Source organism: Sphingomonas psychrotolerans (assembly GCF_002796605.1).
GTDB lineage: Bacteria > Pseudomonadota > Alphaproteobacteria > Sphingomonadales > Sphingomonadaceae > Sphingomonas > Sphingomonas psychrotolerans.
The window spans coordinates 4230461-4241887 of record NZ_CP024923.1; the positions used below are offsets into that span (position 1 = coordinate 4230461).

Sequence of the window (11427 nt, forward strand, 5' to 3'; positions counted from 1 at the left end):
CGGTGCCGCGCGCGAATCCGGGCGCTGGCGAATTGGCTCACGGACAATCTCTAACGGCAAAAAGGGCCGGGGCAAGCGCCCCGACCCTCTCATGCACACCAAAATAGTGCGGCAGGCCTCAGAAGCGGAAGCCGACGCCCGCCACCACCTGATGCCGGTCGGTGTCGACCGAGAAGGTGTCGGTGGTCGTGCCGTTCGAATATTGGAAGTCGCCGTCGGTGTATTTCGAGTAGCGATATTCGATCTTGGCATAGGTGTTGCGGCCGATCGACTTCTCGACGCCCGCGCCGACACGCCAGCCGTCGAGCTGGAAGTTCTGGTCCTCGAGCTCGGTCGAGCCGTCGGCGGCGAGAACGTTCAACCGCGCATTGGTGTAGCCGCCCTTGGCATAGACGAGGGTGCCGGGGCTCGCCTCGAAGCCGAGACGCGCGCCGACATAGATGTCGCGGCCGGCAGTGACCGAGCCATAGCCGAAGGTGTTCGGATCGGCGCGGTTGACGCGGGTCTTGCCGGTCGAATCGGTGAGTTCGGCCTCGACGCCGAGCACGGCGCCGCCGAGCGGGATGTCGTAGCCGGCCTCGACGCCGTAAAGGGCGCCCTCGGTGCTCTGGTCGTCACCGTCGATGTCGGTGTCTTCCGAGCTGCCCGGACGCAGGATGTCGAGACCGCCGACCACGCCGACCCGGAAGCCGCTGGGGCCGCGGGGGGCCTCATCCTGCGCGAAGGCGGGAGCGGACAGGGCCGACGAGGCGACCAAAGCGGCGACGAAAACAAGCTTACGCATAACTACTCCTTGGGTACTGGCCCGCTTGTTCGTGCGAGCCGGTCCATAACTGGGGATGCGAGTCCCGAGTTGCATGAACCTCACATAAACAGCGGAAATGGTGGCATTTTTGCAACAGGCGGGTTCGCTTGAATCCTCCCCCGCTTCGCGAGGGAGGATCTGGTCAGCTAGCTCAGAACCGCACGCCGACGCCGCCCACCACCTGGTGACGCTTGGCATCGATGCCGGCGCTGTCCGAATCGTACTTAGAATAGCGGTACTCGCCCTTCAGATAGACCTTGTCGTTGAGCTTGACCTCGGCGCCCGCACCGACGCGCCAGCCGCCGACATTGTCATGATCCTCGATGTCGCTGGTGGTCGAGGTGTAATGCGTGTTGAACCGCGCATTGGTGTAGCCGCCCTTGGCATAGATCAGCGCGCGCTCGCCCACGACGAAGCCGGCGCGGCCGCCGACATAGAGATCGCGCCCCGCCGAAGCTTTCAGCCGGTCGCCCGCGACGAGCACGCCGTTCGCGGTGTCCTTGGTGGTGGCGCCGGTGATTTCGCCTTCCACGCCGAACACGGCTTTGCCAGCCTGATAGTCATAGCCGATCTGGCCGCCATAAACGACGCCGTCGCGCGATCCGTTGCTGAGCGAATCGTCGCCGACATGGTCCCAGCCGACGATCGATTCGGCGCGCGGGCCGGAGAAGGTCGCGTCCTGCGCGAAGGCCGGGGTTGCCGCGGCGGATGCCACGAGTGCGGCGAGGATGAGCTTACGCATATGAATACTCCCGATACTGATACAAAGCCCGTCTCCGAGCTGGTGTGCTGATGCGGTAAGGCACCTGTTTGTTGCCTGAACGAAACGAGGCAAAATCATGGCTGACGAAAATCGGCCATTGCCTTCGGCGGCGGGAGACGCTGAGGATGACGGCCATGCCAGCCAGCAACCGCCCCCTCAGCAATAGAATGGGCCGCGATTTCATCGCCCGTCACGGCGAGACCGTGTTCAACATCGCCGCCCGGATGCAGGGCGATCACCCGCACACCCCGCTCACGCGCGCTGGCTTCGCGCAGGCCGATGCGATGGGCGCGGCTTTGCGCGCATTGCTCGGGGCGAAGCCGAAGCTGACTTTGTGGTCGTCGAGCGCGGGCAGGGCGCTCCAGACGCTGGCGATCATCGCCGAGCATCTCGAGCTCGACTGGCACCAGACGAAAACCGACGATCGCCTGATTGAGATCGGCATGGGCGCGTGGAGCGGGCGCTATTATGCCGATCTGCAGAAGGAGGTCGGCACCTTCCTCGATCTCGAGCACGGGCTCTACACGCGCCCTCCCGAGGGCGGCGAATGGTATGATTCTATCGCCGTGCGGGTATCGGGCTGGCTCGCCGATACCGATCAGGATCCTGGCGACCGGCTGGTGATCATGCACGGCATGTCGAGCCGGATTCTGCGCGGGGTGATGACCGGCGCACATGTGATGCCGCAATTCGGCGCGTCGGTGGCGCCCGATCTGCCGCAGGGATCGATCGTGCGGATCGAGCACGGGGTCGAGCAAATCGTCCATCTCGGCACCGGTCGCGGCGCCGCGCCGGCATGATCGCGCTCGCGTTGCTCCTCCTGGTGCCGCCGCGCGACGCGCTCGGCACCTATGGCAGCTGGGGGGCGTTCCGCGATCCCTCGCCGCTGCGTTGCTTCGCGATCGCCAGGCCGGTGATGCGCGTGCGCAACGGCCAGCCCTTCGCCAGCATCGCGACATGGCCGGGGCAGGGCCTGCGCAACCAGCTCCACATCCGCCTCAGCCGTCAGCGCGCGCCCAATGCGCGCGTGACGCTGGCGATCGGCGAGCGGCGGTTCGAACTGCGTGCCGGCGACGCCGACGCCTGGGCGCCCGACGCCCGCACCGACGCCGCAATCGTCGCAGCGATCCGCGACGGCCGCAGCATGAGCGTGGAGACGATCGCGATCAACGGCGCCGCTTTCGCCGACACCTATGGCCTCAAGGGCGCCGCGACTGCGATCGACGCGGCGGCATTGGGGTGCGCGGGGCGGTAACATCGCCTTCTCCGGATGGGAGAGGGCGAAGATACCTCCTGAGTCCCGTCACCAGCGCATCGAACACCGCACGCACCCGGGCGACTCCGCGCAGATCCTCGTGGCAGACCACCCACGTCTCGAGATCGAAGCCAAAGGCGTCGGGCACCAGCCGCACCAGCCCTTCCCGAGCAGCCAGCGGCACCTGACAGACTCCAATGCCGAGCCCCGCGCGGATCGCGGCGAGCTGGGCAAGGTCATGATCGCTGCGGAAGGCGAAATCGTCGCGGCGGATCGGCAGCCCGCCGGCCTGCAGCGCGCGCAACACCGGCGTGTCGTGCTCGACTCCGATCAGTACATGCCCGCGCACCTCCGCCAGCGATCGCGGCGTGCCGCGCGCCGCGAGATAGTCTGCCGTCGCGTGCAGCCCCAGCGGAATCGCGCCTATGCGCTGGGCCACCAGCGCCTCCTGCTGCGGCGCGACCATCCGCACCGCCACATCGGCCTCGCGGCGGAGCACGTCCTCGTTGCGATTGCTCGGGCTGAGTTCGATCACCAGCTCCGGGTGCTTCCGCGACAGAGTGGCGAGAATCGGCGGCAGCACTTCGATCGCCACTACATCGCTGGCGGTGATCCGCACGCGCCCGGCGATTTCGCCCGCTTCCGCCGATGCCGAGCGCACGAACGCCTCCGCCGCCAGTGCCATCGCGCGGACATGCCCGGCGAGCGCCTCGGCCCGCGCGGTCGGCAGCAGTCCGCTCGGGCTGCGCGTGAACAGCGGCGTGCCGATTTCGACCTCGAGCTCCTCGATCCGCCGCCGCACGGTCGGCTGCGCCACCCCGATCCGTCGCGCCGCCGCCGACAGGCTGCCCTCGCTAATCACCGCGAGGAACGCCCGCTGCCGTTCCCAATCGATCCCAATGTCGAGGGCGCTCATCAATTTTGTATAGGCGAGCTGTGCATGCACGACAATTTTATTTGAGCTGCCTCGCGCGCATCTCCTGCTCATGATCAACGGGAGAAGCGAAATGACGAAGACTGCTTTGGTGCTCGGTGCGACCGGCGGGGTGGGCGGCGAGACGGCGCGGGCGCTGCTCCGCCACGGCTGGGACGTGCGCGGCCTGGTGCGCTCGCTGCGGCCCACGCTCGATCCCGACATCAGGTGGATCGAGGGTGATGCGCTGGATTCCGCGGCGGTACTGCGCGCGGCAGAGGGGGTTTCGGCGATCGTTCATGCAGTGAATCCGCCGGGCTATCGCGGCTGGCCCGAGCAGGTGCCCGCGATGCTCGCCAACAGCATCGCCGCGGCGCGGGCCAATGACGCGCGCCTGGCACTGCCGGGGACTATCTACAATTACGATCCGGCCGCGACGCAGCTCGCCCGCGTGGATTCGCCGCAGCAGCCGCGGACACGCAAGGGCAGGATCCGCATGGAAATGGAGCGCAGCCTCGCGACTTCGGGAGGCCGGACCTTGATCCTGCGCGCCGGTGATTTCTACGGACCCCGCCCGGGCAATAGCTGGCTCTCGCAGGGAATGGTCAAACCGGGGACGGCGCGTGCGATCCTCTATCCGGGTGCGAAGGGGGTCGGCCATGCATGGGCCTATCTGCCTGATGTCGGCGAGACTTTTGCTCGGCTGCTGGGCCGCGAGCGCGAAATGGCGCAGAGCGCGCGCTATCATTTCGCCGGGCATTGGGACGCGGACGGCACGCGCTTCGTCGACGCGATTCGCGAGGCGCTGGGCAGGCGGCTGCCCGTCCGGGGCATGCCATGGTGGGCACTGCCGCTGATAGCGCCGTTCAACCCGACGATGCGCGAGATGATCGAGATGCGGGCCTATTGGCGCCACCCGGTCCAGCTCGACAATCGTGACCTGGTGGAATTGCTCGGCGAGGAGCCGCATACGCCGCTCCCCGAATCCCTTGTGGCGACTTTCGCCGCGCTGGGGATTGCGGCCTGACGCCGTCAGGCCGGGGCGGCGACCGCACCGCCGCCCGCAAGACCTCAGCGTTGGGCCGGTGCGGCCGCGCCAGCCGCGGGTGCCTGTTTGGCAGCTGCGTCCTGGATGCGCTTGTTGAGCACCGGATCGCCCTGCATCGTCTGGGCGATCTCATTGAAGCGCGCGGCGGTGAGGCCGGTCGCGGTGATCGCCTCGACCGATTTGGCGTTCTTGTCGGGTTCGGCGACCGCCGCATCCTGACGGATCTTGCCGACTGCCAGCGCCGCAGTGGCGAACTGGTTGACTTCCGCCTCGGTGACGGTGGCGGTGGCGGCAGTGCCGGCACCCGAAGTGCCGGTCGCCGGCGCCGCTTCGGTGGTAGTCGGCGGTGCCGGGCTGGTCTGGGTAGTCTGGGCGAAGGCCGACGGTGCGGCGAGGACCGCCGCAGCGGCGATCAGCGTGGAATTGCGAAACTTCATGTGTCACTCCGGTTGTGGGTGCCCCTGTTGAACGCAAGCTGGTCAGTCGGGGTCCCGGGTGGCAACCCGTTCCGCGATGCGGCGTTCGATTCGCGGGACAAGGGCACCGACGGGGCCGGTTCGCATCGCTTCCGCGCGGGTGTGGAAAAGCGGCGCGAAATCGCCTACATGGCGCGCATGCATACAGAGTCGGCCGCCCTCATGCCCATTCCGGGGCACATCGATCCCGTGCCGGTCCCGCGGGAATTCAAGCCGCGCGCCGATGGCCGCATCGATTTGCTCGGGCTGTCGAAGCTCGATCTGCGCATGGCGCTGGAGACCGCGCAGCTCGAGCCGAAACAGGCGAAGCTCCGCGCCAAGCAGATCTTCCACTGGATGTACAATCGCGGCGTCACCGAATTCGCGCTGATGAGCGACATCTCCAAGGTCATGCAGCCGTGGCTCGAGCAGCGCTTCGTGATCAGCCGCCCCGAGGTGGTCGAGGCGCAGGTCTCGACCGACGGCACCCGCAAATGGCTGCTCCGCTCGGACGACGGCCAGGATTACGAGATGGTCTTCATCCCCGATGCCGACCGGGGTACCCTATGCGTCTCGAGCCAGGTCGGCTGCACGCTCAATTGCCGCTTTTGCCACACCGGCACGATGCGGCTGGTGCGCAACCTGCTTCCGGGCGAGATCGTCGGGCAGGTGATGCTCGCGCGCGACGCGCTCGGTGAATGGCCGAGCCAGCCCGAGGGGCGGATGCTCACCAACATCGTGATGATGGGCATGGGCGAGCCGCTCTACAATTTCGACAATGTCCGCGATGCGCTCAAGCTGGTGATGGACGGCGACGGCCTCGCGCTGTCGAAGCGGCGGATCACGCTCAGCACTTCGGGCGTCGTCCCGATGATGGCGCGCGCGGGCGAGGAGATCGGCGTCAACCTCGCAGTCTCGCTCCACGCGGTGACCAAGGAAGTCCGCGACGAGATCGTGCCGATCAACCGCAAATACGGGATCGAGGAGCTGCTCCAGGCGTGCGCCGATTATCCCGGCGCGAACAACGCTCGCCGCATCACCTTCGAATATGTCATGCTCCGCGACAAGAACGACAGCGACGAGGAGGCGCACGAGCTCGTCCGGCTGATCAAGAAGTACAAGCTTCCCGCCAAGGTGAACCTCATCCCGTTCAACCCGTGGCCGGGCGCGCCCTACGAATGTTCGACGCCCGAGCGGATCCGTGCTTTCTCGACGATCATCTTCGAGGCGGGCTATTCGGCCCCGATACGCACCCCGCGCGGCCGCGACATCGACGCCGCCTGCGGCCAGCTCAAGACCGCGTCGGAGAAAAAGAGCCGCGCCGAACTCGACCGGCTCGCCGAGGAAAAGCAGGCGGCGCTGGGCTAATCGCGCGCGTCCTTCGTCAGGACGAGCCAGGTCCAGCGGACTCCCTTCGCGCGGCTTTCGGGGTGCACCGACCCGGCCTCGGCCCGGTGGACCAAATCGAGGCCCGCTGCGCCCGCAAGGTCGATCGTCTCTTCCGGCGGCGCGGGAAAGGTGCCGCGGCCGGGGGCAGGGTCGTGGCGAAGCGATAGAATCAGCCGGCCGCCCGGCGCCGTGACCTGCGCGAGGCTCGGCATTGCACAGGCGCGGCCGGGCGTGTCGAGATGGTGCCATACGGCGCACAGCATCACCAGATCGAACGGCCCGTGCGACTGAAGCCTGGCAAGCTCGGGAAGCTGGTCATCGAGCCATCCGATCCTGTCGCCGTGGAGCGCACTGCCTGCCTCGCGGAATTCGCGCACCGGCTCGACCGCCAGGACGCGGTGGCCCTGCCCGGCGAACCACGCCGCGTCGCGGCCCGTGCCCGCGCCGATATCGGCGATCCGGGCGGGCTCGCGCGGCAGAAAGTCGCGCACAGGCGCATAGATCCGTGCCGACGAAAGTTCGTCGTAACCGGCGATCAGCGCCGGAGTCGCCGCTGCAGCATAGTCGGCCAGCACCTCGTCCATCGCGTGCCCCCTCAGTCGAAATTCCTCGCGCGACATTGAGCGTCTCGCGCTTTCCGGCATAGGGCGTTTCGATGAGCACCTCCAATCTTCTGCTCGCCGCTGCAGCGGGTCTCGTCGGCGGTGCAATGAACGCGCTCGCCGGAGGCGGCACTTTCGCGACCTTGCCCGCGCTCATCGCGCTGGGCCTCCCCGCCAACATCGCCAATGCCACTTCCAATGTCGCCTTGCTTCCCGGCGCGGGGACCAGCGCCTGGGCGTATCGCGACGAGCTTGGCCCGGTCGCCGGCATGTCGGTCAGGCTGCTCGCCGCGATCACCTTTGCGTTCGGGCTGGTCGGCAGCCTGCTGCTCGTCCTCACCCCTAGCGAGACCTTCGACATACTCATCCCATGGCTGCTGCTGTTCGCCTTCGCGGTGATGGTGTTCGGCAAGCGCGCGGCGGACTGGCTGCATGCGCGCGTCACGATCGGGCGGCGGACCTTGCTGATCACCCAGGCGTTCCTCGGCATCTATGGCGGCTATTTCGGCGGCGGCGTCGGGCTGATCACCACGGCTGTCTACGGGCTCCTCGCCAATATCCGCCCGCGCGAGTTGTTCGCGATCCGGACCTTGATGCTCGCCGTTGCGAACTTCGCGGCGGCGTTCATCTTTATCGGCTTCGCGATGGTGTGGTGGTGGGCGTGCCTGCCGATGCTGCTCGGGTCGATCTTGGGCGGCTGGCTAGGCGCAGTGATCGGCAAGCGGCTGTCGCCCGGCATGGTGCGGGTGTGGACATTGCTGGTCACCGGGGCCACGACGCTCGTCTTCTTCGTGCGCGCCTACGGCGGATAGGCTATGCCGGCAGCGATGGAGCCCATCCCCGAGCCCCGTATCGAGCGCCGCATGGTGTACCGACACCGGCTGTTCACGCGCATCTGGCATTGGGTCAACGCGCTCGCGATCCTGATCCTGATCCCCAGCGGGCTGATGATCTTCAACGCGCATCCGCGGCTCTATTGGGGGCATTATGGCGCGAATTTCGATCCCGCCTGGCTCGAGCTGCCGCGCTTCCCCGGCTGGGCGACGATCCCGAGCCATTACAGCCTCGCCGGCGCGCGCCACTGGCATTTGTTCTTCGCTCTGGTGCTCGGCTTCGGGCTGCTCGCCTACATGATCGTCGGGCTGATCAACCGGCACATCCAGCGCGACCTGCGCATCCGCCGCGGCGATCTCGCGCCGCGCGCCTTGTGGAGTGATCTCAAGGCGCATCTCGCCTTGCGCTTTCACGATTCCGAAGACCCGCGCGCCTACAACATCTTCCAGAAGCTCAGTTATGCCGGGGTGGTCTTCGTGCTGATCCCGCTGCTGATCGCCTCGGGGCTCGCGCTCTCGCCCGGCATGTGGCCGTGGCTGGCGGATCTGTTTGGCGGCCGCCAGTCGGCGCGGTCAGTGCACTTCATCGCGATGGCGGGGATGACCTTGTTCGTGATCGTCCATCTCACGCTGGTCATCCTCGCCGGCCCGATCAACGAAGTCCGCGCGATGCTCACCGGCTGGTGGCGCGCGCCCGAAGACCCTTCGTGATCAGCCGCCGCACTCTTCTGATCGGCACCGGGGCATCGCTGCTTCCCGGCTGCGATTCGCTCACCGACAGCCCGGCGCTGCTGAGCGCCGAGGAGGCCCATCTTTTCCTCCAGCGCTCGATCACCGGCCGCGCCGCGCTGGCGCGGCAATTTCGCCCCGATCAGCGCAGCCCGATCTTCCGGGTCAACGGCACCGCCAACCCGAACACGCCCGAATATAATGCGCTCGCGGCGAACCGCTTCGCCGACTGGCGGCTGCGCGTCGACGGTCTTGTCGCGCGGCCGCTGAGCCTCAGCCTCGCGCAGATCCGGTCGCTGCCCCAGCGCGCGCAGATCACCCGCCACGATTGCGTCGAAGGGTGGAGCGCGATCGGCAAATGGCAGGGGCCGCGGCTCGAGACGGTGTTGCAGCTGGCCGGCATCCGCGACACCGCCCGCTACATCGTCTTCCACTGCGCGGATCGCTTCGGCGGCACGCCCTATTACGAATCGATCGATCTGGTCGACGCCTTCCACCCTCAGACGATTCTCGCCTGGGCGATGAACGACGCCCCCCTCAACGTCGGTCATGGCGCGCCGCTGCGCCTGCGGGTCGAGCGCCAGCTCGGCTACAAGCACGCGAAATACGTCATGCGGATCGAAGCGGTGGCGAGCCTCGCGGGGACCGGCGCAGGCAAGGGCGGCTATTGGGAGGATTCGAACGGCTATGAATGGTATGCCGGGATCTAGCTTTCCGTCATCCCGGCGAACGGGGATGACGATTCGCCACATCCGCTTGCATTTTTCCGCATTGCAAAAAGTCGTTACGCACCTAATTTAGCAGGCCGGCGGGGGCTGTTGGTGCAGGACGGTCTATGGCGTTGATCGACACATTCTTCGCACGCGCAGTGAAGCGTGGCGAACTCACCATATTCCACGCCGATGGCGCCAGCCGCAGCTTCGGCGCGTCCGATCCCGCGATCAGGCCGGTCACGATCCGCTTCGCACCCGGCGCCGCCGCGGCGATCGTCCGCAATCCCTCGCTGGGCGCCGCCGAATGCTTCATGGACGGCCGGCTGACGATCGAGCAGGGCGACATCCTCGATCTGCTCGTGCTGATGACCGGCAACAATCGCTGGGAGGACGCCACCGCCGCGCTCGAACCCAAGCCGCTCAGCCGGCTGCTCAACACAATCAAGCACCGCATCGGCCGCTACAACATGGCGCGGCAGGCGAAGCGCAACGTCGCGCATCATTACGATCTGTCGCGGCGGCTCTACGATCTCTTCCTCGATGCCGACCGCCAATATAGCTGCGCCTATTTCACCGATCCGGGCAACAGCCTCGAACAGGCCCAGCTCGACAAGAAGGCGCATATCGCCGCCAAGCTGGCGATCGAGCCGGGGATGCGCGTGCTCGACATCGGGTGCGGCTGGGGTGGGATGGCGCTGTACCTGCACGAGAAGACCGGTGCCGAAGTCGTCGGCATCACGCTTTCGGAGGAGCAGCTCAAAGTCGCCCGCGAGCGCGCTGCCGAGCGCGGCATGCACGGCAAGGTGCGCTTCGAGCTGATCGACTATCGCGCGATGACCGGGCAGTTCGACCGGATCGTCTCGGTCGGTATGTTCGAGCATGTCGGCACGCCGCAATACCGCACCTTCTTCCGCAAGGTGCGCGAGCTGCTCACCCCGGAAGGCGTGATGCTGCTCCACACGATCGGCCGCGCCGGCGCGCCCGGCGTCACCGACGCGTTCACGCTCAAATATATCTTCCCCGGCGGCTACATCCCGGCGCTGTCGGAGATTGCGCGCGGCTATGAAGGGCTGCGCATGTTCCCCACCGACCTCGAAGTGCTGCGGCTGCACTATGCCCACACGCTCAAGGCCTGGTATGATCGCACCGTCGCGGCGCGAGACGAGATCGTCGCGCTCTACGACGAACGCTTCTTCCGGATGTGGACCTTCTATCTCGCCGGCTCGTATGTCGGGTTCCTCAACGGCGGGCTGGTCAATTATCAGCTCCAGCTATCCCGCTCGCGCACGGCGTTGCCGATCACGCGGGATTATATGATCGAGACGGAAGCGGCGTTGCGCGATTCGTCCGAGGAACCTGCGCGGATGTCCGCGCAGGCCGGCTGAAACACCTAGTGCTCCTGCCTTCGCAGGAGCACTGGAGTCAGCGCGGATAGCGCGCATCCATCGATGTGAGCTGGTCGCGCATCAATTCCTCGAGCACGGCCAGGTCCACGTCGGCGAGCTTCTTGATATAGAGACAGGCTTTGCCGGTCTTGTGCTTGCCCAGTCGCGCGAGCTGCGCGTCCTGCTCGGGGGAGCCGTTGAGCACATAGAGCACCAGCTCGGTTTTGCGCGGGCTGAACCCCAGCCGGCACATCTCGCCTTCATGGCCGCTGTCGTAGCGATAGTGATAGCTGCCGAAACCGATGATGGTGGCCCCCCACATCGCCGGCGTCTCGCCGCTCACCTGCGCCATCAACGCCGCGACCGCCTTCGCATCGGCGCGGCGGACCGGATCGGACACCGCTTCGATGAACGCATCGACGCTTTCGGGCGTCGCCTTCGTCTTGATTTCGGCCATCTTCGTCTCCCTGCGAAACCATAGCATAGTTGCGCGGCGGGTGCAGGAACCCTAGAGCGCCCCGGTTTCCCGCACCTCTG

Annotated in this window: 14 protein-coding genes; 8 read left to right on the top strand and 6 right to left on the bottom strand. The window is 66.8% G+C overall.

Annotated features, from left to right (window positions below):
* Window positions 1-118: 118 nt before the first annotated feature.
* Both CVN68_RS19310 and CVN68_RS19315 read right to left on the bottom strand, forming a co-directional pair.
* Window positions 119-784, bottom strand: a complete 666-nt coding sequence (locus CVN68_RS19310; protein ID WP_100283636.1) for an outer membrane protein — start codon at window positions 782-784, stop codon at window positions 119-121.
* A gap of 172 nt (window positions 785-956) precedes the next feature.
* Window positions 957-1547: an outer membrane protein gene (locus CVN68_RS19315; RefSeq protein WP_100283637.1), complete on the bottom strand. Its 591-nt coding sequence runs from the start codon at window positions 1545-1547 to the stop codon at window positions 957-959.
* Window positions 1548-1702: 155 nt separating this feature from the next.
* On the opposite strand from CVN68_RS19315, the gene CVN68_RS19320 reads away from it, so the two are divergent.
* On the top strand, window positions 1703-2368 hold the full coding sequence (locus CVN68_RS19320) for a histidine phosphatase family protein (RefSeq protein ID WP_100283638.1): 666 nt from the start codon (window positions 1703-1705) through the stop codon (window positions 2366-2368).
* Entirely contained in the window at window positions 2365-2823 is a 459-nt protein-coding gene (locus CVN68_RS19325; RefSeq protein WP_100283639.1) for a hypothetical protein, read from the top strand. The genes CVN68_RS19320 and CVN68_RS19325 overlap by 4 nt, the downstream gene beginning before the upstream one ends.
* On the opposite strand, the gene CVN68_RS19330 is transcribed toward CVN68_RS19325, so the two are convergent.
* Complete coding sequence (locus tag CVN68_RS19330) at window positions 2768-3739, bottom strand: LysR family transcriptional regulator (RefSeq protein WP_100283640.1); 972 nt, start codon at window positions 3737-3739, stop codon at window positions 2768-2770. The genes CVN68_RS19325 and CVN68_RS19330 overlap by 56 nt on opposite strands.
* 91 nt (window positions 3740-3830) lie before the next feature.
* Between CVN68_RS19330 and CVN68_RS19335 the strand changes: the two genes are divergently transcribed.
* The gene (locus CVN68_RS19335) at window positions 3831-4763 is read left to right on the top strand and encodes an NAD(P)H-binding protein (RefSeq protein WP_100284544.1); all 933 of its coding nucleotides are present in this window, start codon (window positions 3831-3833) and stop codon (window positions 4761-4763) included.
* 44 nt (window positions 4764-4807) lie between these two features.
* On the opposite strand, the gene CVN68_RS19340 is transcribed toward CVN68_RS19335, so the two are convergent.
* Entirely contained in the window at window positions 4808-5221 is a 414-nt protein-coding gene (locus tag CVN68_RS19340) for a DUF4168 domain-containing protein (protein ID WP_100283641.1), read from the bottom strand.
* A gap of 201 nt (window positions 5222-5422) precedes the next feature.
* Here CVN68_RS19340 and rlmN point away from each other — a divergent pair, with 201 nt between their 5' ends.
* A complete protein-coding gene (rlmN, locus tag CVN68_RS19345; protein WP_100284545.1) occupies window positions 5423-6607 on the top strand; it encodes a 23S rRNA (adenine(2503)-C(2))-methyltransferase RlmN in 1185 nt (394 codons plus the stop codon).
* Here the strand turns inward: rlmN and CVN68_RS19350 are convergent.
* Window positions 6604-7212 (bottom strand): class I SAM-dependent methyltransferase, encoded by a 609-nt coding sequence (locus tag CVN68_RS19350; protein WP_100283642.1) that lies wholly within the window; start codon window positions 7210-7212, stop codon window positions 6604-6606. The genes rlmN and CVN68_RS19350 overlap by 4 nt on opposite strands.
* 71 nt (window positions 7213-7283) lie before the next feature.
* Here CVN68_RS19350 and CVN68_RS19355 point away from each other — a divergent pair, with 71 nt between their 5' ends.
* From CVN68_RS19355 to CVN68_RS19370, 4 genes are all read left to right on the top strand, one after another.
* The gene (locus CVN68_RS19355) at window positions 7284-8042 is read left to right on the top strand and encodes a sulfite exporter TauE/SafE family protein (protein WP_100283643.1); all 759 of its coding nucleotides are present in this window, start codon (window positions 7284-7286) and stop codon (window positions 8040-8042) included.
* Window positions 8043-8045: 3 nt separating this feature from the next.
* The gene (locus CVN68_RS19360) at window positions 8046-8774 is read left to right on the top strand and encodes a cytochrome b/b6 domain-containing protein (protein ID WP_100283644.1); all 729 of its coding nucleotides are present in this window, start codon (window positions 8046-8048) and stop codon (window positions 8772-8774) included.
* A complete protein-coding gene (locus CVN68_RS19365) occupies window positions 8771-9502 on the top strand; it encodes a molybdopterin-binding protein (RefSeq protein WP_100283645.1) in 732 nt (243 codons plus the stop codon). The genes CVN68_RS19360 and CVN68_RS19365 overlap by 4 nt, the downstream gene beginning before the upstream one ends.
* Before the next feature lie 125 nt (window positions 9503-9627).
* Complete coding sequence (locus CVN68_RS19370) at window positions 9628-10890, top strand: SAM-dependent methyltransferase (protein ID WP_100283646.1); 1263 nt, start codon at window positions 9628-9630, stop codon at window positions 10888-10890.
* Between the two features lie 37 nt (window positions 10891-10927).
* Here CVN68_RS19370 and CVN68_RS19375 read toward each other — a convergent pair whose 3' ends face one another.
* Window positions 10928-11347: a DUF1801 domain-containing protein gene (locus CVN68_RS19375; RefSeq protein ID WP_100283647.1), complete on the bottom strand. Its 420-nt coding sequence runs from the start codon at window positions 11345-11347 to the stop codon at window positions 10928-10930.
* Window positions 11348-11427 lie beyond the last annotated feature (80 nt).

Bases quoted from the DNA above. Each gene is read 5' to 3' on its own strand.
- CVN68_RS19310 (WP_100283636.1), bottom strand. From the start codon at position 784: ATGCGTAAGCTTGTTTTCGTCGCCGCTTTGGTCGCCTCGTCGGCCCTG.
- CVN68_RS19315 (WP_100283637.1), bottom strand. From the start codon at position 1,547: ATGCGTAAGCTCATCCTCGCCGCACTCGTGGCATCCGCCGCGGCAACC.
- CVN68_RS19320 (WP_100283638.1), top strand. From the start codon at position 1,703: ATGCCAGCCAGCAACCGCCCCCTCAGCAATAGAATGGGCCGCGATTTC.
- CVN68_RS19325 (WP_100283639.1), top strand. From the start codon at position 2,365: ATGATCGCGCTCGCGTTGCTCCTCCTGGTGCCGCCGCGCGACGCGCTC.
- CVN68_RS19330 (WP_100283640.1), bottom strand. From the start codon at position 3,739: ATGAGCGCCCTCGACATTGGGATCGATTGGGAACGGCAGCGGGCGTTC.
- CVN68_RS19335 (WP_100284544.1), top strand. From the start codon at position 3,831: ATGACGAAGACTGCTTTGGTGCTCGGTGCGACCGGCGGGGTGGGCGGC.
- CVN68_RS19340 (WP_100283641.1), bottom strand. From the start codon at position 5,221: ATGAAGTTTCGCAATTCCACGCTGATCGCCGCTGCGGCGGTCCTCGCC.
- rlmN (WP_100284545.1), top strand. From the start codon at position 5,423: ATGCCCATTCCGGGGCACATCGATCCCGTGCCGGTCCCGCGGGAATTC.
- CVN68_RS19350 (WP_100283642.1), bottom strand. From the start codon at position 7,212: ATGGACGAGGTGCTGGCCGACTATGCTGCAGCGGCGACTCCGGCGCTG.
- CVN68_RS19355 (WP_100283643.1), top strand. From the start codon at position 7,284: ATGAGCACCTCCAATCTTCTGCTCGCCGCTGCAGCGGGTCTCGTCGGC.
- CVN68_RS19360 (WP_100283644.1), top strand. From the start codon at position 8,046: ATGCCGGCAGCGATGGAGCCCATCCCCGAGCCCCGTATCGAGCGCCGC.
- CVN68_RS19370 (WP_100283646.1), top strand. From the start codon at position 9,628: ATGGCGTTGATCGACACATTCTTCGCACGCGCAGTGAAGCGTGGCGAA.
- CVN68_RS19375 (WP_100283647.1), bottom strand. From the start codon at position 11,347: ATGGCCGAAATCAAGACGAAGGCGACGCCCGAAAGCGTCGATGCGTTC.